This window comes from Chryseobacterium sp. 22543, assembly GCF_052044565.1.
Lineage (GTDB): Bacteria > Bacteroidota > Bacteroidia > Flavobacteriales > Weeksellaceae > Chryseobacterium.
This window is the reverse complement of the sequence record NZ_JBQENH010000003.1, coordinates 70,913-94,523: the sequence shown is the minus strand read 5'-3', so window position 1 is coordinate 94,523 and position 23,611 is coordinate 70,913. Positions and strand designations below refer to the sequence as shown.

22 protein-coding genes are annotated in these 23,611 nt (G+C 36.5%); 13 read left to right on the top strand and 9 right to left on the bottom strand.

Annotated elements, in window-relative coordinates; all coding sequences use genetic code 11:
- Positions 1–37: 37 nt before the first annotated feature.
- Complete coding sequence (locus tag ACTJIP_RS11190) at positions 38–349, bottom strand: hypothetical protein (RefSeq protein WP_077416713.1); 312 nt, start codon at positions 347–349, stop codon at positions 38–40.
- Between the two features lie 439 nt (positions 350–788).
- Here ACTJIP_RS11190 and ACTJIP_RS11185 point away from each other — a divergent pair, with 439 nt between their 5' ends.
- Positions 789–2,912: a Tex family protein gene (locus ACTJIP_RS11185; RefSeq protein ID WP_077416711.1), complete on the top strand. Its 2,124-nt coding sequence runs from the start codon at positions 789–791 to the stop codon at positions 2,910–2,912.
- 42 nt (positions 2,913–2,954) lie between these two features.
- Entirely contained in the window at positions 2,955–3,605 is a 651-nt protein-coding gene (locus ACTJIP_RS11180; RefSeq protein ID WP_440704585.1) for an HAD family hydrolase, read from the top strand.
- 68 nt (positions 3,606–3,673) lie between these two features.
- Here the strand turns inward: ACTJIP_RS11180 and ACTJIP_RS11175 are convergent, their stop codons facing one another.
- From ACTJIP_RS11175 to ACTJIP_RS11165, 3 genes are all read right to left on the bottom strand, one after another.
- Positions 3,674–5,245 (bottom strand): M28 family peptidase, encoded by a 1,572-nt coding sequence (locus tag ACTJIP_RS11175; RefSeq protein WP_440704584.1) that lies wholly within the window; start codon positions 5,243–5,245, stop codon positions 3,674–3,676.
- Between the two features lie 374 nt (positions 5,246–5,619).
- Positions 5,620–5,796, bottom strand: coding sequence for a histone H1 (locus ACTJIP_RS11170; RefSeq protein WP_047377485.1), 177 nt, complete (start codon positions 5,794–5,796; stop codon positions 5,620–5,622).
- Positions 5,797–6,061: 265 nt separating this feature from the next.
- Entirely contained in the window at positions 6,062–7,483 is a 1,422-nt protein-coding gene (locus ACTJIP_RS11165; RefSeq protein WP_219072823.1) for an aminotransferase-like domain-containing protein, read from the bottom strand.
- Positions 7,484–7,600: 117 nt separating this feature from the next.
- On the opposite strand from ACTJIP_RS11165, the gene ACTJIP_RS11160 reads away from it, so the two are divergent.
- The 3 genes from ACTJIP_RS11160 (at position 7,601) to ACTJIP_RS11150 (ending at position 10,520) form a co-directional block, all read left to right on the top strand.
- On the top strand, positions 7,601–8,116 hold the full coding sequence (locus ACTJIP_RS11160; protein WP_440704583.1) for a hypothetical protein: 516 nt from the start codon (positions 7,601–7,603) through the stop codon (positions 8,114–8,116).
- A gap of 195 nt (positions 8,117–8,311) precedes the next feature.
- Positions 8,312–9,226, top strand: coding sequence for a helix-turn-helix domain-containing protein (locus ACTJIP_RS11155; RefSeq protein WP_047385402.1), 915 nt, complete (start codon positions 8,312–8,314; stop codon positions 9,224–9,226).
- Positions 9,227–9,314: 88 nt separating this feature from the next.
- Positions 9,315–10,520 (top strand): MFS transporter, encoded by a 1,206-nt coding sequence (locus ACTJIP_RS11150; RefSeq protein WP_077416700.1) that lies wholly within the window; start codon positions 9,315–9,317, stop codon positions 10,518–10,520.
- A 17-nt stretch (positions 10,521–10,537) separates the two neighbouring features.
- On the opposite strand, the gene ACTJIP_RS11145 is transcribed toward ACTJIP_RS11150, so the two are convergent.
- Complete coding sequence (locus tag ACTJIP_RS11145) at positions 10,538–10,891, bottom strand: DUF488 domain-containing protein (RefSeq protein WP_428168890.1); 354 nt, start codon at positions 10,889–10,891, stop codon at positions 10,538–10,540.
- Between the two features lie 154 nt (positions 10,892–11,045).
- Here ACTJIP_RS11145 and ACTJIP_RS11140 point away from each other — a divergent pair, with 154 nt between their 5' ends.
- Positions 11,046–11,573 carry a MarR family winged helix-turn-helix transcriptional regulator gene (locus ACTJIP_RS11140; protein ID WP_228408871.1) on the top strand — a complete coding sequence of 176 codons (528 nt, stop codon included), beginning with the start codon at positions 11,046–11,048 and terminating at the stop codon, positions 11,571–11,573.
- Positions 11,570–12,412 carry a universal stress protein gene (locus ACTJIP_RS11135; RefSeq protein ID WP_077416696.1) on the top strand — a complete coding sequence of 281 codons (843 nt, stop codon included), beginning with the start codon at positions 11,570–11,572 and terminating at the stop codon, positions 12,410–12,412. The genes ACTJIP_RS11140 and ACTJIP_RS11135 overlap by 4 nt, the downstream gene beginning before the upstream one ends.
- Positions 12,413–12,441: 29 nt before the next feature.
- Here the strand turns inward: ACTJIP_RS11135 and ACTJIP_RS11130 are convergent, their stop codons facing one another.
- Positions 12,442–13,038, bottom strand: coding sequence for a Crp/Fnr family transcriptional regulator (locus tag ACTJIP_RS11130; protein WP_077416694.1), 597 nt, complete (start codon positions 13,036–13,038; stop codon positions 12,442–12,444).
- 106 nt (positions 13,039–13,144) lie between these two features.
- The gene (locus ACTJIP_RS11125; RefSeq protein WP_077416692.1) at positions 13,145–13,501 is read right to left on the bottom strand and encodes a winged helix-turn-helix transcriptional regulator; all 357 of its coding nucleotides are present in this window, start codon (positions 13,499–13,501) and stop codon (positions 13,145–13,147) included.
- 117 nt (positions 13,502–13,618) lie between these two features.
- Here ACTJIP_RS11125 and ACTJIP_RS11120 point away from each other — a divergent pair, with 117 nt between their 5' ends.
- Both ACTJIP_RS11120 and ACTJIP_RS11115 read left to right on the top strand, forming a co-directional pair.
- Positions 13,619–14,221, top strand: coding sequence for an FMN-dependent NADH-azoreductase (locus tag ACTJIP_RS11120; protein ID WP_180563935.1), 603 nt, complete (start codon positions 13,619–13,621; stop codon positions 14,219–14,221).
- Between the two features lie 263 nt (positions 14,222–14,484).
- Positions 14,485–14,901, top strand: a complete 417-nt coding sequence (locus tag ACTJIP_RS11115) for a RidA family protein (protein WP_180563936.1) — start codon at positions 14,485–14,487, stop codon at positions 14,899–14,901.
- Here ACTJIP_RS11115 and ACTJIP_RS11110 read toward each other — a convergent pair.
- Positions 14,898–16,202, bottom strand: a complete 1,305-nt coding sequence (locus ACTJIP_RS11110; protein WP_440704582.1) for a M20 metallopeptidase family protein — start codon at positions 16,200–16,202, stop codon at positions 14,898–14,900. The two genes, ACTJIP_RS11115 and ACTJIP_RS11110, sit on opposite strands and share 4 nt — an antisense overlap.
- A gap of 516 nt (positions 16,203–16,718) precedes the next feature.
- Here ACTJIP_RS11110 and ACTJIP_RS11105 point away from each other — a divergent pair.
- From ACTJIP_RS11105 to ACTJIP_RS11090, 4 genes are read left to right on the top strand one after another with little or no spacing between them, the layout of a single operon-like run.
- A complete protein-coding gene (locus ACTJIP_RS11105; protein ID WP_180563938.1) occupies positions 16,719–17,165 on the top strand; it encodes a hypothetical protein in 447 nt (148 codons plus the stop codon).
- Positions 17,162–19,240, top strand: a complete 2,079-nt coding sequence (locus tag ACTJIP_RS11100) for a GMC oxidoreductase (protein WP_077416683.1) — start codon at positions 17,162–17,164, stop codon at positions 19,238–19,240. The genes ACTJIP_RS11105 and ACTJIP_RS11100 overlap by 4 nt, the downstream gene beginning before the upstream one ends.
- A 4-nt stretch (positions 19,241–19,244) precedes the next feature.
- On the top strand, positions 19,245–20,696 hold the full coding sequence (locus ACTJIP_RS11095; RefSeq protein ID WP_180563939.1) for a ferritin-like domain-containing protein: 1,452 nt from the start codon (positions 19,245–19,247) through the stop codon (positions 20,694–20,696).
- 18 nt (positions 20,697–20,714) lie between these two features.
- Positions 20,715–22,241, top strand: coding sequence for a peroxidase, FMP-type (locus ACTJIP_RS11090; protein ID WP_440704581.1), 1,527 nt, complete (start codon positions 20,715–20,717; stop codon positions 22,239–22,241).
- Between the two features lie 67 nt (positions 22,242–22,308).
- Here the strand turns inward: ACTJIP_RS11090 and ACTJIP_RS11085 are convergent, their stop codons facing one another.
- Positions 22,309–22,947 (bottom strand): TetR/AcrR family transcriptional regulator, encoded by a 639-nt coding sequence (locus ACTJIP_RS11085; RefSeq protein WP_077416677.1) that lies wholly within the window; start codon positions 22,945–22,947, stop codon positions 22,309–22,311.
- Between the last annotated feature and the right edge of the window lie 664 nt (positions 22,948–23,611).

Below are 23,611 nucleotides of genomic sequence, written 5' to 3'. Positions count from 1 at the left end.
GCACCTTATCATACATCAAGAAATACAAAATTATATATTATTTGCAATTGTAAACCCATTTACGAGACACCTCTCTTCTGTATTGTGAGTCATAGCTGCTAGAGAATTCCTGATTCTTTACCGTTTCATTTCTAAAGCAATCTTCAGCATTGTCTTCCTGAAGATCACCTTTAGCAATCCATCCTGTATCGGAATAATCTGTATAACTGCCATCATGTTCATTTTTTAATACAACAATCCGTTCATACTCCTGTACCTTACACTTGCATATTTTAGGCTCTTCAGGCTCTCTTTGATAACAAGACGCTAAAAAAGAACAGCAAATGAATAATGTAAATATTTTTTTCATGTTATTAGTTTTGATATTATAAAAACATAAACTAAGTAAAATATTTAAATACAAAACCACAGTAAATAGAAATTTAAAAATTAATTTTCAATCACTTAAGATTACATTCATAAAGGCCGAAGATAGATTTTTAATTTATTTAATACAGGAAACCATAAACTTACACCAACGATTTGTCTAAACTTAAATCTTTATATAATCTTCATTGTTTATAAGTACAGTTTTACAACAATGATGATGCAAAGAAGTATAAAGTTATTATAATAGGATATGATAAAAACAATGATACTCCGCTTTATTATAATGAAGTACTGCCTTAATTAATTTTAAGTTTATTATTACAGCCTGATTGCATTTTGTTGTAATCAGGCTTTTTTATAGCTGTATTTTATTTTTTTCTCATTCCAAAACGCTATTTTAGCTATCCGAAAACAGAACAATGACGACCGTAGAATTTATACAAAAACAGCTCAATATTTCTGAGAAGAGCATCAACAATACTTTACAATTATTAGCAGAAGACTGCACTATTCCTTTTATTTCTCGTTACCGAAAAGACAAAACCGGAAATCTTGATGAAATACAGATCGAACAGATCTCAAAGATCAGTAAGCAGTTTGAAGACATTGTCAAAAGAAAAGAGTCTATCTTAAAATCTATAGAAGAGCAGAATGCTTTAGCCCCTGAGCTTCAACAGAGAATTGAAGATAGCTTTGATATTCAGGAGCTGGAAGACCTTTATCTGCCTTTCAAAAAACGTAAAAAAACAAAAGCTGATACCGCCAAGGAAAAAGGATTGGAACCTTTGGCAAGGATCATTATGAGTCAGAAAAATAATGACATTCAGTTTCTGGCTTCAAAATATCTGAATGATGAAGTTTCCTCTGAAGAAGAAGCGCTTCAGGGGGCAAGAGACATCATGGCAGAATGGATCAACGAAAATATGTATGTCCGCAAGAATCTCCGCAGACTCTTTCAGCGTAAGGCGGTTGTTACCTCCAAAGTTGTAAAAGCTAAAAAAGAGGAGGAAGACGCCCAAAAATTCTCCCAATATTTCGAATGGGAAGAAAGTCTCAGCAGAACACCTTCTCACAGACTTCTGGCGATGTTAAGAGCAGAAGCTGAAGGTTTTGTAAAAACGAATGTAGGGATAGATAAGGAAGAAGCCATCGATTTTATTGAGAAAGCTATTATCAAATCCAATAATGAAAGTTCAGAACAAATTGCTATAGCGATAAAAGACAGCTATAAAAGACTTCTGGAACCTGCTATCTCCAATGAAGCTCTACAGGAAGCCAAAGAAAAAGCAGATAAAAAAGCGATTGAGATTTTCTCTGAAAACTTAAGCCAACTTCTACTGGCTCCTCCTTTGGGGGAGAAAAGAATTCTGGCAATTGATCCGGGATACCGAAGCGGATGCAAAGTAGTGTGCCTGGATGAAAAAGGAGACTTACTGCACAACGAAACTCTTTACCCTCACGCTCCACAGAATGAAAGCGGGATGGCTATGAAAAAGATCCGTTCTATGGTAAATGCTTATAATATTGAAGCGATCTCCATTGGTAACGGAACGGCAAGCCGGGAAACAGAATTTTTCATTAAAAAGATTGCTTTCGATAAGCCGTTGCAGGTTTTTGTAGTTTCAGAAGCCGGAGCTTCAGTGTATTCTGCCAGTAAAATTGCAAGGGAAGAGTTTCCAACATATGATGTAACAGTGCGTGGAGCCGTTTCCATCGGAAGAAGACTTTCTGATCCGCTGGCTGAATTGGTAAAGATTGATGCCAAATCTATTGGGGTTGGACAATACCAACACGATGTAGATCAGACTCAACTGAAAAATGAACTGGATTCTACAGTGATGAAATGTGTAAATTCTGTGGGAATTAATTTAAATACAGCAAGCAAATCGCTTTTAAGCTATGTTTCCGGAATTGGAGAGAAAATAGCTGAAAATATTGTCAATTATCGTGCTGAAAACGGAGCATTTGAAGACAGAAAACAGCTTAAAAAAGTTCCTAGACTTGGAGAAAAAGCCTTCCAGCAAGCAGCCGCATTTGTAAGAATTGCGAATGCCAAAAACCCACTGGATAATTCCGCTGTACATCCTGAAGCTTATGGAATTGTAGAAAAAATAGCCAAAGACTTAGGTATTAAAACTGATGAGCTGATTGCCAATAAAGAAAAAATAGCTCTGGTAAAACCGGAAAGCTATATCACAGGAGAAATCGGGATCTTAGGAATCAAGGATATTTTAAAAGAGCTTGAAAAGCCGGGTCTGGATCCAAGAAAAGCTGCCAAAGTATTTGAGTTTGATCCTACAGTTAAAAGCATTAAAGACTTAAAAACAGGCATGATTCTTCCCGGAATTGTCAATAATATTACGGCTTTTGGATGTTTTGTGGATCTTGGAATAAAAGAAAGCGGATTGGTTCATATTTCCCAGTTGAAAGACGGCTTTGTATCGGATGTCAATGAAGTAGTAAAACTTCACCAGCATGTACGTGTAAAGGTAACAGAAGTAGATGAGGCGAGAAAAAGAGTGCAGCTGAGCATGATTTTGTAATTTTCGGCTGTAAATTAAAGTATAAACCACAAAATATTTATTTTGAACACAAAGAATTTAATTTTCGATCTTGACGGAACATTATGGGATTCCAGAGCGACAATCATTAAAATATGGAATGAAGTTTTAGGCAGGCATCAATTGATCCAAAGAGAACTTAAACCTGAAGATATGGATCAATATATGGGATTATTGGCTCATGATATTGTAAAAGATATTATTCCGGGCATTTCAGATCTGCAAGCTCAGGAGCTTCTCTCTGAAATTGTTGCCAAAGAAAATGAAATACTGCACATACAAGGAGGAATTTTATATGAGGGCGTAGAAAATACTTTGAGAAACCTGGCTAACACCCACTCTCTGTTTATCGTAAGCAACTGCCAGAACGGCTATATTGAATCATTTTTGGATTATTATCAATTCAATGATCTGTTTGTTGATTTTGAATCTCACGGGCGAACCCAAAAACCAAAATCTGAAAATATACAGCTGCTCATGGAAAGAAATCATTTAACCCTTGAAGATTCCATATATATTGGTGATACCCAAACTGATTATGATTCCGCACTGACAAATGGATTACCGTTTATTTTCTGCAAATACGGATTCGGAAAGCTGACTGATTCACTTTATGAACCATCAATTCTTACGTTTTCGGACTTAATACCCCATATTTCCGATAGTACAAAATAATGAAATTTCATACAATTAAAAAGGCTGGCCATTGAGGCAGCCTTTACTTTTTATATAGTAGAAAATTTTTATTTATAATCCTTAGAACTTCTTCTAGGCTCTTTTACTTCCGGCCATTTTACCGTTTCCCCTTTATCATCCTGAGGCATTACCCTCTTTTCCCTGTTGCTGAATTCAGGATCTTCGGAAGCCATATAAGCTAATGCAGCAGTTAAAATCACATTATTTTTCACCTCATCGAAAACAATTTTGTCATAGGTATCTTTTGTGGTATGCCATGTATATCCGAAATAACCCCAGTTCAGAGAACCCAAAGAAATTCCGGGAACTCCTGCTGCTACAAATGAAGCATGATCAGAACCTCCTCCTCCAGGCATTCCAGGAAAATCCGTTTTAATGTGGCTTCTTACCGCTTTTGGAACCCCATCCAGCCATCTTCCTACATAATCATAAGCTTTTACAAACCCCTGACCGCTGATATTGACAACACGTCCGGTCCCGTTATCCTGATTAAACGCAGCCTGTACTCCTTTAATAATCTGAGGATTATCCGCCACAAAACCTCTTGAACCATTTAATCCCTGCTCTTCGCTTCCCCAAAGTCCGATTACGATAGTTCTCTTGTTATTAGGATAATATTTCTTCAGAATTCTCATGGTTTCCAGCATGGTGATTGTTCCTGTTCCATTATCTGTAGCGCCCTGAGCTCCATCCCACGAATCAAGGTGAGCAGAAAGAATAATGTATTCATCAGGTTTTTCTTTTCCTTTGATCATTCCGATTGTATTAAAGCTTTTGGCTTCAGGAAGTATTTTAGACTGGGCATCAATTTTTATTTTAGGCTGAGTGCCCTTTTCTGCCATCCTGTAAAGCATTCCGTAATCTTCCACATCAATATCAATCATTGGAATTTTGGATGTTTTGGCACCAAAAATTCTGTTAGCCCCCATGATTCCTGTCCAGTTTGAAATAGCAATTCCTGCCGCCCCTGCTTTCTCCAACGCTTCTGGAAGGCTGTTATTGTCATATCCGATATTCTTCACATAAGCAGTAAAATCTTTAGCCACCTGTTCTTTCTCTGCTTTAAGTTTTTCATACAATTCCGGTGTAGCAAATTCTTTGATCTGCTCATCAGAACGTCCGATTTTCTGGTATTGTGCCATCAGTACTATTTTTCCTTTTGCAGAAGGTAGCCATTGCTCAAATTCTGCTTTGGAAGATACTTTTGGAAGAATAATAACTTCTGCCTCAATTGCTTTTTTAGTAGCCGGGCTCCATGCAAGCTGTGTAGCAGCCAGAGATTTTACACGCGGATATGTCATATCAACATGAGTAGTACCTCTCTGCCATCCTTTCCATGTTCCAAACTGCTGAAGATTGGCATCTACTCCCCATGAACGAAGCTTATTGGCACTCCACTCATTTGCTGCCAGCATTTCGGGAGTTCCTACAAGACGCGGTCCGATCCCGTCAAGCAGTTCAGATGCCAGGTTTTCAAGCTTGGAATTATTATTTACTTCATCTACAAAACTTTTTACGATAGGGTTTAGCCTTTCTTTTGGGTCCACCTTTACCTGAGCCCAGGAAAACTGGGCAGCCAGCACTACTGCAGGCACTGCAAAAAATCTATTTATCCTCATAATATATATTGATTGGTTTAAAGATAAAGGAAATTAGGGAGATGATGAAAAAATAAGCCTAAAAAAGAGGTTTTCTAATGATATTATCTATATTTTCACATGAAAATAATAACAAAAATCCACTGAAAATTATAATTCATAAAAAACTATCAATATGACAGCTTTAATGATGTTTGGATTAAAATTAGTTAGTCGCGTAGATATATATATTCAGAAGTGTAAGGAAAGCAAGAGTTATGCTTAAAATATTTAATGGTGAATATTGAATAACAGCAAAACCTCATAAACTGGGAGTTTTAACCCTATTTCAAATTCAAAACGTATTGTATTGAGGGGATAAAAAAAGCCGGCTTCAAAAGCCGGCTAAAAGTAAATTATTTTTTAGCTTCTTCTACAGAAACTTTTCTGAAGTCTTTGAACAGTTTGCTTAGTTCTAAAGCTGCTTTACGAGCTCTTGTACCAGCTGCTTTGTTACCTTTTTCTGCTTGTTGGTTTGCCTCAGTTGTGAACGCTTCAAATTCTGCGTTGATTTTTTCAATTAGTTCTTTCATTTATTTAAAAATTTAGGCTGCAAATATAGGTTTTATGGCGATTCCAGCCTAGCTGGAGTGAAAAAAGTTTAAGCTAAATGGCTAAAATATTCACTTCCACCTCTATAAAAGTGCATTTTTGGATGGTTTAACACCTGAAAACGATCATAGAACACGATTACAACCCTTATCTGAGGACTTCTGAAAGGAATTTTATTTCGCTTATTTTTTCATTATTTGGGTTTCTAAATCTTCATTTTTAGATCTTTTACTTTGAATAAAGTTCTTATGTTGCAAGAAACAATTCCCGAGCCTTTTCACCTGCTTTCTGTAATAAAATAATACTTTCAGAAGTAATCCGCTCTGCAAAAACAATCCGGAAATGAAATTGATATTTATCTGTAAAAGAAAAAGTGTTCCCGGGAGTAAATAAAATCTGGTGCTTTTCACAGTATTCATAGAACTTTTCCATATCTGTGTTCTCCGGAAGCCGCCCCCAAATAGTGTATCCGCCCTGAGGTCTGTGAAAATAAGAACCTTCGGGGAAGGAATTTCTTAAAGCATCCAACACCTGAATAGCCTGCTGGTTGAGCTTTTTCCGGAATGAACGCAAATGTCTTTCATAACTGCTTCCTTGCAGCAGTTTTAAAACCAGTTCCTGATAAATGGGTGAAACCGTCCGCCCTAATGTAAACCTGACTCTTTCGGATTTTGCATAAAAATTTCCAGCATAAAGCCAGCCTAAACGTATTCCCGGTGCCAATGTTTTTGAAAATGATGAATAGGTCATCACGCTTCCGTTTTTATCCAAGCTTTTTATAGAGTGGGGTCTTTGTTCATCGAAATAAAGATCGGAATACATATCATTTTCAATGATACACAACTGATGAGTTTTTGCAATACCAAGAATTTCTTTTTTTGTTTCGTCATCCATCATCATTCCTGTTGGATTATGAAAATTCGGAGTTATAACAAGAGCGCGGATGTTATTTTCCTGACAGACTGTTCTAAAATATTCCGTATCAAAACCGCTTCTGTAGTGTATGGGAATCTCTATCACTTTCAGTTCCAGATGAGCAATTACTTCCAGTACGGAAAACACACACGGACTGTCAACAGCGACCACATCTCCAGCTTTGGTGACCGATTTCAAAGCGATTGTGAGTGCCTGTAGTGCACCGTCTGTAATGATTATTTCATCAGGATTTAAAGTACTGCCGTAAGTTCCCATTTGTTTTGCAATCTGTTTCCTTAATGTTTCCAGGCCATTTGACGGGTAATACCTGAGCAACGATGCTCCTTTTTCACGAATCACTTCCTGCATCGTTCTGAGGATGAGTTTCTGCGGAATCAGCAAATCTCCGGGAACAGCTGTGTTGAAAGAACTGGATTCCGAGGTCCTTTTGGAAGTCAGCATCATACTTTTCATAAATTCTGCATCTCTTACTACAACAGGCAGTTTTGTTCTGATTTCCGGAATATTCTCTTCCTGAATTTCTGCAACAAAATATCCTGACCTTGGATAGCTCCTGATTAAACCTTTAATCATAAGGTATTCAAAACCACTTTGTACAGAGCTTGTACTAAGCTTATATTTTTCTTTAATTTCCCGAACAGAAGGAAGCCTGTCTTTTTCCTGCAAAATCCCACTGTGGATTTGCTTCTCAATGACTGCTGTAAAAATTTCGTACTTATAAGATTTCGCCATAACACATCAACTGTACTGAACAAATTTACAAAAATACATTTCTGTACCGATGATATTTTAGCGAACTGTATCCTTTTTGAACGGATTAATCTTATAATTTTGAATAAAAAAGATCCCATGGATATCATTTCAAAATTTACAGTAGGTTCTGAAGAGGGAATTTCTGATCTTATAACCATTATTGATTCTTCCGTTTATACACTGCATAAAGACTTTGTAAGTGAGGAAAACATTAAAAAATATATTCACAATGAAATAGATCCGAGAAAGATGATCAACAACCTGAATGATCTTTCCAATCAGCTGATCATGACGTATGCAGATCAAAAACCTGTCGGATACAGCATTATAAAAAGTGGTTCTCTGCATCCTGGCATACCGGATGGCAAAAGAGCAACAGAAATCAGTTTTGTGATTCTTTCAGCGTTTGATTTTCCTGAAATAAGGCAGTCACTTTGGAAAAAATGCAGATCAGCTGTGAGCTTCACAGATATCCTTTGGATTAATATGCTTGATCATAATCCGCTTTCGGAATTTTTAAAAGAGTCTGGGTTTGTACCTACTATCAGTTCGAAAGCTGGCCCATTTCAGCTTCCATCACATATTTTGGAACTGGAGATTAATAAAGGCTAGTACAATCTTTTTTAACCACTGATTTTACAGATTTTGCGTATATTTTATAGCGCTTACGTATATCTCATCATCAATAGATCTTTTTTATATTGATGATATTGAGGAAGGCTATTATTCTTATTTTTATTATCTCACTTAAAATAATTTTAAATAAGTAATAGTTTGCCTATCTTTGATTTTTATAATTTTTTACTTATGAGTGATCAGCTGGAAACCATAGAGGATTATTACAAACGTATCCGTAAGAACCAGATCAAGATGTTTGATTCTGAGGATTTTGAAATGGGTAAATCCCACTTCAACATTTCGATGCGGAAGTACTGCAGTTTTAAGAGTCCTTACAACCGCCGTGATTATTATAAAATTAGCTTTATCATTGGAAAAGGAACCATTCATTATGGCACCCATCAGCTGTATATTGACCGTCCGGCATTATTCTTTCCTTCTCCAAGCATTCCCTACTCCTGGGAGTGTGACAGCGATCTCCAAGAAGGGTATTTCTGTCTGTTCAATCAAGAATTTTTTAATGGAAATTCAGAATTTAATCTGTTCAAAAAGACTTCAATGTTCAAAGAATGGAGCAAGCCGGTAGTTTTTCTGACCGAAGAGCAGACCCAGCTGGCCACCCTCTATTTTGATCAGATTTACAAAATGAATAATTCGGCCTATCCTTTCCGTTGCAGCAGTATCAAAAGCAATCTGGCTTCTGTTATGCATCTGGCATTGGAAAACCGCGTGGAAGACATCAATCCTAATGAACTTCCTGCAAACGTGCGTTTATACAGATTATTTGATGAACTCCTCAACAAGCAGTTTCCTTTGGACTCCCCTGCTTATCCGCTTGCGTTAAAAACTCCTTCGGACTTCGCTGATCATCTTAATGTGCATGTCAATCATCTGAATTCCTCGGTGAAATCTGTAACTCATCTTACTACAACACAGATTATTAAAGAAAAGATGTTTGAAGAGTCTAAAAACCTGCTGAAGTATACCAATTGGGATATCGCTCAAATTGGCTATACATTAGGTTTTGATCAGCCTGCTCATTTTAATAACTTTTTTAAAAAACATGCCCGGACTTCACCATTAAAATTTAAGAATTTATCCTAATATTTGATTTTTGTAATTTTTACTTTGTCTTTTAAAATTCACTTTCATATTTCTTGACTTATTTTTGCATAGTAAAAAATGAATGAACATGTTGAGAGAAGCATCTGAAAAAAGAATCAGATTAATTACCATTATGGCCTTCGTGTCTATCCCGCTTTCGGGGTTTGTCACGGATATATATTTACCATCGTTCCCTTCTATGGCCAAAGAAATGATGGTTTCAGAAAAAGATATCCAGATCACTCTGACCTCATATCTGCTGAGCTACGGAATTTCTCAATTGTTTGTAGGAGGAATTCTGGATAGTATCGGCCGCTACCGTCCGAAATTGATTGCATTGTTCTTATTGATCCTGACGAGTATTTTAATTACGATGACCAACAGTATTTTACTGATCTGTCTGCTTCGTATTCTTCAGGGTGCGGCAGTTTCGGTTCTTGTTGTGGCAACGCGTGCTATTTTTGTAGATATTTATGATGCAGAGAGGGTAAAACATTATTTGAGTTACTTTACGATTGTCTGGTCATGCGGTCCTATTCTGGCTCCGTTCCTCGGAGGTTATCTTGAGAAAATTTTTAACTGGCATGCTAACTTTTATTTTCTGGCTGCCTATGCCGGATTTTTGTTCTTGTTTGAGTGGTTCTTTAGTGAAGAAAGCCTTCCTCAGAAAAAGAAACTGGATCTTTCGGAGAATATCAGTCTTTACAAAATGATGCTTAAAAACAGGATTTTCATGCTGGGAATTTTCATTTTGGGATTGAGCTACTCTATTGTTATGTTATTTAATATTACCGGACCGTTTATTATTGAAAATACCTTCCATTTTACACCCGTAGTTATCGGATACTGTACATTAATCCTGGGGTTCTCATGGATGATTGGAGGTTTTATCGGGAAGCGTAGACTGACCCTTGATTTCAAACCAAGAATACTACAGCCTATCCTGCTTCAGCTTATTCTGATTGCAGGGCTGATTATCACGAGCTATTTTGCAGAAAGCCTTTTCATTATGATCCCTTTTGCCTTTTTTATTCACATCTGTTCCGGAATTTTATTTACCTCCTTTTTTACGACAAGTATGCTTTACTTTCCTAAAAATGCAGGAACAGCTGGCGGATTGATGGGTGGATTGGTATATGTAATCACTTCAATAACGAGTTTTATCATTTCGGTAAGTGGAACTGTTAATGAACAAAAAGACCTTTCCTGGCGTTATCTGATCATCGCATGTTTCCTTTTCGGAATCATCATTATCATGAATAAAGCCGTAAAAAAAGAAAAAGCAGGGATTTAATCTCTGCTTTTTTACTTCTATTTTATACTTTCCAGATATTCTTTTAATATAATTGCATGGCAATGTTCTTCATCTTTTGCGGCATACAGAAGTGTAATTTTTTCCTGATCTTTATGGCGTTTCAGAAAGTCTTTGCCAAGATCAGCTTCATGGAGTTCTTTCCTATATTTTTCCGAAAATTCTGTCCATAATTCAACTGAATGATGAAACCATAGTCTTAACTCTGTTGATGGTGCCAGATCTTTCTCCCACTCATTGAGATCGGCATTTTCTTTAGAAAGTCCTCTTGGCCACAAACGGTCTACCAATACACGATAGCCATCGTTTGGAGATGGAATTTTATATACTCTTTTTAACGCAATTACAGACATTATTCTTGTTTTTAAAAACTTCTAAGTTATCAGACTACAAAATTTGTTCCTGCGCGCCTGTTTTCCTATTTCTTATCTCTTGCTATAGAATACTTTATTTTCAATTAGTTTTAATTAAAACTAATTTTTCGTATATTTGTTAGGGTAAGCAGTGATGAAATTCTTTCAGACCACCTCTTACCTTGCCATATCATTATTATACAACATGCCTGAAAAACAGAACAATATATCAGAACTGGCTCTGGAGCTTGGCCTGGCAATGAGTGAAATGAAAAGCCGGCTTCGACAGAAGATTCAGACCACGATTAATGAATATGATCCGGATCTTTCTTTTGAACTTATTGAAATTCTGGGCCTGCTTTCACGTAATAATGGTATCAACCAGCAGGAAATAGGAAATAAAGTAAGCAAAGACAAATCAAGCATTACTTATCTCATCAACAGCCTTGTAAAACGTGATCTTGTTGAGCGGATTGCTGATAAAAATGACAGAAGAAATAAACAGGTCTTTTTGACTCCGAAAGGTCAACAGATTATAGAAACCGTTTATCCGTGGGCATTGGATCTTTACAAAAAAGCGGCTGGAGATATTGATACGGAAGAGATTTACAAAGCGCTGCTTCTTGTAAAAAAAATGACAGCAAACCTGGAAGAATCAGGACCAAAACATAATACAATATGAGAACAATCCTTGTACCCGTTGATTTTACATCAACTACGGAAAATGCAGTAAGAGTTGCCGCAGATTGGGCAAAAACCTACGAATATCAAAACATTATCTTACTCAAAACAGCAGGAGAATCTGAGTTTGATTATCTGCATATTGCAGAAGGACATTCATTTGTGAATGAAGAAAATGTCAATAATTTACTGCAAAGGACAGAATCACTATTTGATCAGTTAAGCAGTATTATTACAGAAAAGTCACCTGAAATTAAAGTTTCCAGGATATTAAGCGACTGGGCTCTTACCAGAAGCATCAATGAACTTTTAAAAAACCAGCCTTCTGTAGAGCTGATTATCCTGGGAAGTGACGACCAGACTTCTTCTACTGAGAGCTTTGTTTCCGAGAATATTATCAGCATTGCAAGAACGAGTCCTGTGAAGACCTTAATTGTTCCCAACAGCTATCACTACACTCCTATCAAAAATATATTTATTCCTTGTGATATAAAGGGAATTAAAAGATTAGAAAGATTGTTTCATCACAAATCTGTTATCCACAAACAGGATGTACGTCTCATGTTTTTGAATATCAATACCAATGAGAAAGAGGATGAGGACAAAAAAAGAGAGCTGGAAGAGTATATTCGTGAACGTTTAACGGAGATTCCAAGCAGTATTCATTATTCTCATGATGAAAATGTTATTAAGGGAATTCTGTCCTTTGCAGCCTCTAATGAAGCGGATCTTATTATAGCTTTGCCAGGTCAGCATAGCTTTCTGTATTATCTGGCAAGCAGAAGTATTTCTGAGGGAATCTACCAGAACACCCATCAGCCCGTACTTATTTTAAAATAATAAGGTTTTTAAAAATGAATGCGTAAAAGCTAATAATAAATTTTAGTACTTTCAATTTTAACAAGTTCCTGTTCCTGCATTTTCTTGACATACCTGATCACCGTTTCTACCCGAAGACCGGTTAAGGTAGCTATTTGCTGTCTGGTATAAGGAATCAGAAAGGAATAGGTTTCTTCGAATCCGAAATAATTTTTAATATGATCAAAAAGCTTTGTAAGCTTCACAATAGGATCTGAAATAGCAAGAAAGCTGGAAATCATAAATCTGAAATGCATTCTGGCAGCCATATATTTATTAATCTCCAGCATTAAATCCGGTTTTTCCAACAGTATCTGCAGAAATTTTGCTTTGGAAATCTTAATAATCTCACACTCAGTAATGGCAATAGCATTGATTGCATAATAATGATCTGTAAATAAATAGCTTTCACCAATGCAGTGTCCATCAAAAGGGAATCCATGAACAAATTCTTTTCCGTCTTCTAAAAAAGTATTCAATTTCACAGTACCATACCTGATCTGGAAATAATATTTAGCTACAGTTCCTTCTTTAAAAATAATATCTGCCGCATCATATTTTTCCAGAATGGCTCCCCGGGAAAATAATAAGTCTTCATATATAATCATCTTGCCATTATTAATTTGAGTAAAAATACTTAAAGTATAAGCAATGTTGCAACTGATCAAATACCAAAGAAAAAATGATTTTTGACATCAACACTACTCTTTTTTATTATGCTGTAATTTTCTTTTTATGTTTTGTACCCCAGTCTGCCAGAGCAGCAATCACATCTTTCAGGGACTCACTGTATTCTGTAGGAACATATTCTACCAACACCGGTTTCTGATCGGTAAGAACAGTTCTTTCAACTAAATGATTCACTTCCAGCTTTTTCAATTCGCTGGACAAGACTCTTGCCGAGATTCCATTGATGGTTCGCTGTAATTCATTGAAGCGGGTATGTCCGCCTAAAATAGCAATCATTACTCTAATGGTCCACCTGCCCCCCAAAACATATAAAGCATCCTCAGTAGCAGCCAGATGCGTACTGCATTGCGGCCTTGAATACACTATTTTTTCTTCTTCCATTGTCTCTGTTTTATCTGGTTACTAACCTAAATGTTATTACTAACCTTTTGGTAACTACTATATTTTTATTAGTAAATATAGATAATTTTGAAACATCAATTTTAAAAAAAAATAAAAATGAAACGAGTACTTCATATTATCTCTAGCCCAAGAAGCGAGTCTTCCATCAGTAAAAAACTGGGAAATGCTGTTGTAGAAAAAATCACGGCAAAATATCCTGACAGTGTTTTTAAAAAACGTGATCTGGCCAACCCGCTTTTTCCTCATTTAGAAGAAAGCCATATCAATGCATTTTTCACTCCGGCCGAAAACCGTACTTCTGAGCAGTTGGAAACGGTAAAGCTTTCTGATACAGTAATTGATGAACTTCATGAAGCAGACATCATCATCATTGAAGCTCCACTATACAATTTCAGTATCACATCCACTCTTAAATCATGGCTTGATCACATTGCGAGAGCAGGAAAGACGTTCAGCTACAGTGAAAATGGTCCCGAAGGTCTGGTAAAGAATAAGAAAGTATACCTTGCTTTTTCAAGTGGCGGAGTATATTCAGAAGGAGAAAGACAGGCCTACGATTTTGTAGTTCCTTACTTAAAGCAAACTCTTGGATTTATGGGAATGACTGATATTTCTGTTGTTCGTGCAGAAGGTCTTTCTGTTCCGGTTATTCAGGATACGGCGCTGCAAAAAGGGATTGAAAGTATTGTTGTAGAGTAAAAAATTAAAAATGCTGTCTCAAACTGTCATTCTGAATGATATAAAATATAATGAAGAATCTCATCTGAGCGAGTGTCAAAAAGATTCTTCTTTCGTCAGAATGACAAAAACTAAATTATTTGGTTTTTGAGACAGCATTTTTTTACTAAGCCTTCATTATCATTGAAAAAGTAATCTATACAATTAAAACAATATTTTCCTCAACATATGTAAAGACTTTCCTTGTTTTTATCTCTCATTTTTACTGGATTAAAATAAAAATTATGGAAAATAATAAACAACCTCAGCTGATCAATCCTGCAGAACTGTTTAATCCTGGGCCTTATGGTTTTTCACACAGTATTTCTGTGAAATCTCCTTTCCAGATGTGTTTTATATCCGGACAGAGCGGCGGTACAGGAGAAAATCATCTGTTGGCTGATGATTTTAAAATACAGGTTCAGAATGCTTTGAAAAATTTAAAAATCGTTTTACAGAGCCATTCTATGACGTTTGATAATGTTGTAAAAATCACTCTTCTTATCGTTGATCACAACCAGGAAAAACTTAAGATATGGGCGGAAGAAGCTAAGAAAGTATGGAAAGAATCATTCTTGCCTACAAGCACACTTATTCCTGTGAACCAACTGGCTTTACCTGGGATGTTGTTCGAGATAGACGCCATTGCGGTGAAAAATTAATTCCTGTTAAGACGTTCAATAAGTAACGATGAAAAGCTTCTTACTCCGGTTCTGATACTTTCTTCATCTACCTGAAAGTTAGGAGAATGATTCATGGCAATCACTCCTTTTTCAAAATTGGAACCTCCTAGAAAAAAGTAAACGCCTGCTATTTTCTGTTGAAAATAAGAGAAATCATCATTAAAAAATGGAACCTGTCCATAATCTATAGCAACTGTATTTTTTCCATAGAGATTCTGAAGAATTTCCGTGGCTGATTTTGTAAGCTTTTCATCATTGATAACCGTTGGATTTCCCTGTACAAATGAAACAGAAAGAAGCTTGTCTTTATATCCGTTATCTTCTATAATTTTCTGAACTCCAGGAATTATTTTATCTAAATTAGAAGAATTCGTCTCATACAGATAGGTTTCAAAAAAGGACTCATTATTCTTAGAATAGGCCGTAAATTTTCCATCCATGAACAGATAGTCTTTAAAAATAGTATCAGGATTTGCCAAGCCAATTTTAGAATCAATAATAGATTGTAGTTCCCAGGGCTTAGCTTCAGGCTGAATACGGTAGAGAAAATTACTGATCTTTTTCGTTAACCCTTTTGTTTCATCTTCGGATAATCCATTTTTTAACTGAATCCTTATTTTCTTCTGATAGGCAAACATTTCATTTGGTTTCACCATTATCTGTCCTACAGGTATGGCCGTTACATGCAATCCATATATTTCGTCAGGATTTATTATAGAAAGCAAGCCTTTATCCAACATTTCTTTAGCTCCCTTGAAAGTTTCTTCTTCAGGTTGAAATATGAAATAGACGGTTCCTTTTAAGGATTTTTTATTTTTTGAAAGAACTTCAGCAATTCCTAATCCAATCGCCATATGTATATCATGACCGCAGCCATGCTGAATACCTTTTATTTTCGATTTGAAAACTTCAGGATCAGGATAATCATTGGGTAATGCATCCATATCTGATCTCCAGACTATTTTTTTACCTTTTTGATCTCCTTTCAGAATCCCTACAACGCTGTAACCATATCCACCGGTCTTAACTTCCAACCCCAGATCAAGTAAATATTGTTTAATTCTTTCCTGAGTTTGCTTTTCATAACCTGCCAATTCTGGATTTTCATGAAATTCTCTTCTGATATTAACCAATTTATCAAATATCCTGTCTGTTTCAATCTGAACAGATTGATGGATATTGTTGGTAGATTGAGCAACTGCCTCCTCCTTTTTGTTTGATCCTTGTGCAGACAATGTCAGAGAAATGAAACACAGTACACTAAAAGCAAGTTTTTTCATGGTTATAATTTATACGTTTATCAGGGTTTATTTCAACAGATAAGTACAGAATAACTTTTATTATTACACTTTACAGCAATATATTCCCTGATGTCTAAAGGTAAGATTATTTCATTTTTAATTAAAAAAAATAATTACATCTCACACAATTTCAATATTTTGTTTTCACAAATGAGACTTCTAATACTCTTTTTAAGGGTAATAAATCCTACCCTATTATTTAAAATAATTCTAAACTAGGTGAAAACACAGCGCTTTAAAAACACCATGAATAAAGGATTTGTTACAAAAAATTAAAATTACACCATTGTAAATTACGTAGAAATACTGAATCTAATCTGAGAGGATCTGATTAATTTCGGATAAACAAAAACTGACAACTATGGATAGCTTGAAAAGTATGCATTCATTTCTGGAAGAGAAATGGTATCTGAAAATCCGGCAGCTATAGATCAATCGGTATGATAACTTCCTGTTGAAAGGAGTTGAAGATATCTAACCCAAATTTTTAACGAAATGAATATTATTAACAAAATCCTCAACGTCGACGATTATTATTTCGACGTGTTTATGTCTATCTCGGAAGCGCTTGCCGGGTTTACTGTAAACGAGTTACAGTCTACAGGTTTGGCAGAAACCTATTACACCTACATTCTCAAAAGCTTAGATGCCGCTACTTTCGTAGAATTCCTTACTGTATCTAAAAACATTCTTGAAAAACATTCCGGTAAAGATGAATTGAATAAGGCTATTCAATCCGAAATTATCTCCAATCCCGGAATGAATGATATTTCCGGAAAAGTGATCACCATGTGGTATCTGGGAACCTGGGAAGGCGCTTATATCAATGATCTTTCTTACAAAGAAGGTCTTGTCTGGAACCTGATGCATTCTCATCCGCCCGGAGCAAAACAGCCTGGCTACAAATCGTGGAATATAAAACCTGTAAACAGCAACTCATGAATCCAACAAATAACAAAAAAGATGTGATCATCGTAGGAACGGGGATCGCAGGATCATTAATCGCAAAACTGCTGACTGATCATGTATTTGACGTAACAAAAGGTAAAATGATCCACCGTGCAGATGCAGGAAAATCGGATAATATCAGGGAAATATCAATCCTTATGTATGAAGCGGGTCTGGAAGCTGGTATTGAACTGGATTCCGTATCCTCAATGACCACTTACAATGAGTATATCCGTACTTTTTACAGAGAAGAAGCCAAAGTTCCCAACTCTCCTTATCCGAATTTGAAGCAGGCACCTTCTCCAAATGTTCTGGATATGGAGCACATTGTTCAGCCCTTTCCAGATAAAAAAGGATATCTGGTACAATTCGGACCAATGCCGTTCGCAAGTGATGCCATCAGAGTGGGAGGCGGAACGACCCTTCACTGGCTGGGAACGACTCCAAGAATGCTTCCGAATGATTTCAAACTTACCGAGAAATATGGCATTACCATTCCCCAGCCGAATTCCGATAAGCCAAGTCCGGTTAATTGGCCGATAGATTATGAAGAATTAAGGCCTTATTACGAAATGGCAGAATTTGAAATCGGGGTTTCCGGAGATGTTTCAAAACAGGAATATCCAATTTTGGAGAATAGGGAACAATATTATGGAGATTATGTATTCCCGATGGAAGAAATTCCGCAAAGTTATATGGATCATAAGATCATTGATGGGCTTAAAGGTACGAGTGTAAAGCTAAGCTCCGGAGAGATTCCTTTGATGATGGTACCATCTCCTCAGGGAAGAAATTCTATTCCGAATCCAAAATACGGGAAAACAAAGATCATCAAAGCCGAACCAAAAGAATCGGGTTACAAACTGGTTTTGGACAGCTCTGAAAAAGAAGAATATAAGGCTCTCGGTTCTGTCTGGAATCCTTATATGGGCGAGCGCTGTGAAGGAAATGCGTCCTGCGTTCCCATCTGTCCGGTTCAGGCTAAATATAATGCTTTAAAGACCTTGAAAAAGGCATTGTATAAGCTTAATGATAATGAAAACCTTAAGCGTAATCCATACATGCAGATTCAGGCTCAGAGTGTTGTGTACAGATTAAGTGTTGACCAGAATGATAAAGAGAAAATTTCCAAAGTTCATCTGAGAAGGTATACTTCAAAGGAAAAAACAGATTTTGTTGAAGAATCTATTGACACCTCAGACGCTATTGTGATTCTGGCTGCCAATGCTTTTGAGAATCCAAAAATCCTGCTGAATTCCAAATATACCGTTAATAATGTTGTAAAAACGGCTGCCAACAGCAGTGACCAGGTGGGAAGAAACCTGATGGATCATATGGTAATGCTTACCTGGGGACTTTTCCCCGAACCGGTTTATCCATACAGAGGTCCTGGTTCCACCACCAATATCTCGTCTTTCCGTGACGGAAACTTCAGAGGTGAATTTTCTGCATGGATCTCTCCTCTTGACAACTGGGGCTGGGGCTGGCCGGCATTTTCTCCGGGATCAGATGTTGCCTATTTTATCACCAAGGAGAAGCTTTTCGGAGCAAAATTAAGAGAAGCACTTACGAACAGACTTTCAAAACAGGTTTTATTCCACTTCGAGATTGAACAGCTGCCGAATCCAAATAACAGAGTAACCATTGATGATCAGTATCTGGATGTACTTGGAATTCCGCGTCCTGTAATTCATTATGAATTAACAGAATATGAAATGAAAGCTATGGAACAGGCAAAAAACGCTTCTGATCAGATGTTCAAAAGATTACATATTAAAGATTTCACATCATACACCGCCGAAGACAAAAACTCTGTCATCTACAATGGAGTAAGATATTCCTATAACGGAGCAGGTCATATAGTAGGAACTCACAGAATGGGTTCTACAGCAGAGGATTCTGTCACCAACAGCTACTGTAAGGCTTGGGACCACCCGAATTTATACATTGTAGGAGCAGGAAACATGACCACTTTGGGAACTTCAAATCCTACTTTAACATTATCAGCATTCACAATCCGTTCAGTAGAATCTATCCTTGCTGATCTTGAAACTCAACTTAAAAAATAACAACATGAGACAAAGACTTATCAATAAAACAGCACAGCCACAGGAAACATTAACAGCAGGAAGAATGGCCGCAAGAAACGCGGTCGCTACAGAAGCCGTTTCATTGCCTTCTCTATTATTTGATTCAACACTTAGCAAAGAAGACTGGACTGAAGGATTAAAACACCACAGCAAAATATTAACTCATCTTTTACTGAATGATCAGATTGATGATTTTAATGCTTATTTAGGTTCTCAGTTCGGTTCAGAAGTGTCTGAATTAAAAAAAGGAGTAAACGAAATTGATTATAAACCCATTTTACAGGACCTTTTACAGACAGCCATTCTCATTGAGCATTCTACCATTCCGCCTTATCTTACAGCTTTGTATTCTATCAAGGATGGAACTAATGCTTTAGCTTCACAAATCATCCGAAGTGTTGCCGTAGAAGAAATGCTTCACCTGATCATGGTTTGCAATGTCCTGAATGCAATTGACATTCAACCCTCTGTAAACAAACAGGAGAACTACCCTACTTATCCGATGAAATTACCCATGAATGTTGATTTCTATATAGGTCTGGAAACATTCTCGAGTAACAGTATTGCCACTTTTATTGCCATTGAAAGCCCAACCAAACCTTTGGTAAAAGCTCCGAAATATGACCATGTAACAGATTCTTCGGCATTATATTCTCAAAGAGCTTCCGTACAGAATACCAATTTGTGGACTCTTGAAAACATGAAAGGTTTCATCATGGAAAATGTTCATACTATTGGTGAATATTATGATGTTTTATTCTTCTATATTGTTATTTTCCAAATCATTGCTTATTACAAAGAACACGGAACTCTTCCGAAGAATTTCGAAGAATTAAATACGGGAGGAATTTTTACAGGAAAGCCATCCAAACAAATCCGTCCTGAGCAATACTATGGAAGTGGCGGAAAATTACATTTCGTAGAAGCTCTAGATGGAGTAATTGCTGTTTTTCAGGAAATTAAAGGACAGGGAGAAGGCGCTGACGATTCTATTTTCGATGTTGATCCGTCACAATTTGAAGAAGGGATGGAGCTGGCTCATTATTTCAGATTTAAAGAAGTATTCCATGAGCATTTCTATCTCGGTGGAAACTATGAGCCTTTTATGGATGAAAACGGAATGATGCCTGTTACTACACCACCAACCGGAAAAGCCCTACCTGTAGAATGGGATGAAGCCTATCCTATGAAGCCTAATCCAAAAGTGGAAGATTATATTAAGAACAAAGAATTACATGCACAGGGCGTTGAGTTTAATAAAACTTACAGACGTTTATTAGATGCTATACAAAGTGCTGTGGAAGGAAACCAAAGAGAATTGGAAAAATCCATTATGTACATGTATGCCTTGAAAGAACAGGCTGTCAATCTGATGAAACAACCATTGGATTCACAAAATAATGCAGGTCCGACTTTCGAATACACTGATTTATAACCATAAAAACGATATATCATGCTTAAAAGAAAAAAAGAAAGTCCCAAAGCGGGAGAAGAACTGTTGCTCCGTAAAATGCCAGGCCAAAATGAAGTTAATCTGGCTGAGCTAATGGATGGATATTCAAAACTTCTTATTGATGATCCGGTGAGACCATTCAGAGAAGATAACCTTCAAGCCATCGAAAATAGTGTAGATTATGGAATCCTTGCAGCTTTGGATGGTACGTGGGTAAGCTATAATGTTAATTACAATAAAGATATTACAAAACCCTCATTAGCAAGCGGGGTGCATACTACCATTATGCCTTCTCCAGGAACCAATTCAGGAACAATTCCCGGAAAATTCGCTTTTGATAGTGAAGAATATATTGAGAAACTAACATTTTCAATCGTTCCCGGTGGAGTTCGTAACCGTGGTGGTGCGAGTGAACTTTTCTGTGGAGCTGTTAAATATGAGCAAAGCATAAAGAGCGTTAACACTGTACAGGGACAAGATGCTTTGAAATACACCCCTATCCACGAAGAAAACGGAATGTATCTATGGCTGAGTGATGTTTATAATCATGCAGCAACCAAAGAGTCTATTGAAAGAGATCGTGGTATTCATGCTGTTTCAACAGAAGATGCGAAATATGGATATACCGGCGAATACAGAGATGAGCCTTTGCTAAGGGTAACACCAGACGGAGAAGCCAACCCCAAATATATTCTTCAAAGCCAGCTGCAGACGGGACAGCCTTATTACGAGATTATTCCGGCACAGGAACTCAAGCCGGGAGCAGGACTTGATGGTCCTTATTTCATCCCGGACTACTCTATTTCCCGAAGTGGCGTTATTCCTCATGGAAGTACCATTACATTATTGGGAGATATTATTCCTCAAAATAAAGATAATACAACCTTCTATTTAGTGGAAGGTTCTCCTCAATTTCCTTATGGTAAAGAAGCTTGGGAAACGAATTACCTTTCCATTTCACGTACGATGGGGAATGCAGGAGTAACACCTGAAGACATCATTGATCTTGACAAACCTGCACCGGATTGGGTTCATGAAACCCTTAATGATGATAATGATCCGGGGTCAAATAAAATCTACACCCAGAGAATACTCGCAGATGATTTATATCCTTATTCTGTACGACCTGATCTAAGGCTCAGGGATACATTAAGAGGCCAGAAGGTCAGCAATTATGTACATGTGAGAATGTCTTCCAAAATGAAAACCGGCGCACAGGGAGGTATTTTAAATGTTCCTTTTGTAAACCGTTTTGTTCCTACTGTTGAAGTGGATATGGATATGTGGATTGAAACCATTATTGAAGATGGGAAAGAGGTTCTTCAGCTGCAATATGAGCAAATTGTATTCTTCGAATTTGATTTCGGGAATGATGGAGGTACCACAAGCTGGCCTCATATCCAGGTCAATACGCTTCGTAAGTTAGCAGACATCCCTGAAGATCAGAGAAAAGTGATTGAAGAACAGTTCTTCAATACTGGTGAAAATTCCAGTGCAACTTCAGGATGTCCATATCATAAAGGATAGAATATCATAAATATTATACAAAAAAGAGGCTGATTATTGCCTCTTTTTTTATGTTTTCTAAGATATATTAAAGATTCTCGTAGGTTTGGTCCACCATGAAGGATACTGCTTTTTTGATCTTTTCACGTCCTTCAGGTGTATTGGTGTCTATCCCGCAGAAAATACTGCCATTCAGAGAGGCAAACATATTGAGGTAATAAAGCCCTGAAACCATAATCGCCATGATAGAGCGATAGGTATCCATTTTATCTTTGAAACGGGATTCCATCAATAATTTGAAGATATATTCTCCGTTTTCCTCCTGGGTATCAATTAGTTTTTTTAATGATTTTCTGGGTTCGGAAATAGTCCACAACAATAGTTTTTGAGCCTCCTTGTTGGTGTATACGTGATCAAATTGTGAAAGCAGCATGTGCTCGATAAATTCTCTTCCTCCATCTTCCAGGTTCGGTTTCATCTTTTCTACTTCCTCACTCGTTACTTTCACCCAAAAGTCCTGTGTACGGACATATTCGTCCATCAGACCATCCATACCGCCAAAATAGGTATAGATCATTTTCTTATCTACCCCGGCAGTTGCAGCGATATCGTTGATCTTCAATCCTGCATGTCCTTTCGTTTTCAGAATTTTTCCAACTGCATCTAAAAATTTTTTCTTACTGCGTTCTTTGTTTCTAATACTCCCTGATGCTGACTTTCTTTCCATGACTAAACATTCAATATACAAGTTTAAGAAAATTTTTTATTATTTTAGACACCTTCGAGTGTCTAATTTCAACTATTTATATATATTTGCAAAAACTAAAACCATCCATTATATAAAAACACTATCGAGATTGAAAAATAAAACTATTCAGATTGTATCGTTAGTTCCCTCAGTTTAAAATGTTTCGAACATAAACGACTGGGGTAAAACACAACCCAACAGCATCATTTTATTTAATGGTGCTGTTTTATTCTCAGAAAGCTGATATGATATTAAATAAAATACTTTTCAATAGAAATTTTAACTTATTCTCTTCAATTACTGAAATGTAAATCTTATTTTAAAAAGATTTTCTGTCTTTTCTTATATGATCAAATTGGAATATCAGCATCATTCAAAAGAATAACTTCTTATTATTATAAAATTAATATACTGCAATTCAGCACATTAAATAAAATAAAGAAAATTTTCACTATTTTAAACACTTTATAGTGTCTTATTTTATATATTTGTACAAACTAAAACCATCTATATATTTTAAAACACTTTTAGGTTGAAAAATAAGACAATTCAGACTGTTTTATTTAGGTTCCCTTACTTTAAGACAATTTCGAACACGAAACACTAAGGTAGAAACACAACAACACAATTGACCATTAGAAAT

Excerpts from the sequence above, each read along its gene's own strand:
- ACTJIP_RS11190 (WP_077416713.1), bottom strand. The coding sequence starts at position 349 with ATGAAAAAAATATTTACATTATTCATTTGCTGTTCTTTTTTAGCGTCT.
- ACTJIP_RS11185 (WP_077416711.1), top strand. The coding sequence starts at position 789 with ATGACGACCGTAGAATTTATACAAAAACAGCTCAATATTTCTGAGAAG.
- ACTJIP_RS11175 (WP_440704584.1), bottom strand. The coding sequence starts at position 5,245 with ATGAGGATAAATAGATTTTTTGCAGTGCCTGCAGTAGTGCTGGCTGCC.
- ACTJIP_RS11170 (WP_047377485.1), bottom strand. The coding sequence starts at position 5,796 with ATGAAAGAACTAATTGAAAAAATCAACGCAGAATTTGAAGCGTTCACA.
- ACTJIP_RS11165 (WP_219072823.1), bottom strand. The coding sequence starts at position 7,483 with ATGGCGAAATCTTATAAGTACGAAATTTTTACAGCAGTCATTGAGAAG.
- ACTJIP_RS11160 (WP_440704583.1), top strand. The coding sequence starts at position 7,601 with ATGGATATCATTTCAAAATTTACAGTAGGTTCTGAAGAGGGAATTTCT.
- ACTJIP_RS11155 (WP_047385402.1), top strand. The coding sequence starts at position 8,312 with ATGAGTGATCAGCTGGAAACCATAGAGGATTATTACAAACGTATCCGT.
- ACTJIP_RS11150 (WP_077416700.1), top strand. The coding sequence starts at position 9,315 with ATGTTGAGAGAAGCATCTGAAAAAAGAATCAGATTAATTACCATTATG.
- ACTJIP_RS11145 (WP_428168890.1), bottom strand. The coding sequence starts at position 10,891 with ATGTCTGTAATTGCGTTAAAAAGAGTATATAAAATTCCATCTCCAAAC.
- ACTJIP_RS11140 (WP_228408871.1), top strand. The coding sequence starts at position 11,046 with ATGAAATTCTTTCAGACCACCTCTTACCTTGCCATATCATTATTATAC.
- ACTJIP_RS11135 (WP_077416696.1), top strand. The coding sequence starts at position 11,570 with ATGAGAACAATCCTTGTACCCGTTGATTTTACATCAACTACGGAAAAT.
- ACTJIP_RS11130 (WP_077416694.1), bottom strand. The coding sequence starts at position 13,038 with ATGATTATATATGAAGACTTATTATTTTCCCGGGGAGCCATTCTGGAA.
- ACTJIP_RS11125 (WP_077416692.1), bottom strand. The coding sequence starts at position 13,501 with ATGGAAGAAGAAAAAATAGTGTATTCAAGGCCGCAATGCAGTACGCAT.
- ACTJIP_RS11120 (WP_180563935.1), top strand. The coding sequence starts at position 13,619 with ATGAAACGAGTACTTCATATTATCTCTAGCCCAAGAAGCGAGTCTTCC.
- ACTJIP_RS11115 (WP_180563936.1), top strand. The coding sequence starts at position 14,485 with ATGGAAAATAATAAACAACCTCAGCTGATCAATCCTGCAGAACTGTTT.
- ACTJIP_RS11110 (WP_440704582.1), bottom strand. The coding sequence starts at position 16,202 with ATGAAAAAACTTGCTTTTAGTGTACTGTGTTTCATTTCTCTGACATTG.
- ACTJIP_RS11105 (WP_180563938.1), top strand. The coding sequence starts at position 16,719 with ATGAATATTATTAACAAAATCCTCAACGTCGACGATTATTATTTCGAC.
- ACTJIP_RS11100 (WP_077416683.1), top strand. The coding sequence starts at position 17,162 with ATGAATCCAACAAATAACAAAAAAGATGTGATCATCGTAGGAACGGGG.
- ACTJIP_RS11095 (WP_180563939.1), top strand. The coding sequence starts at position 19,245 with ATGAGACAAAGACTTATCAATAAAACAGCACAGCCACAGGAAACATTA.
- ACTJIP_RS11090 (WP_440704581.1), top strand. The coding sequence starts at position 20,715 with ATGCTTAAAAGAAAAAAAGAAAGTCCCAAAGCGGGAGAAGAACTGTTG.
- ACTJIP_RS11085 (WP_077416677.1), bottom strand. The coding sequence starts at position 22,947 with ATGGAAAGAAAGTCAGCATCAGGGAGTATTAGAAACAAAGAACGCAGT.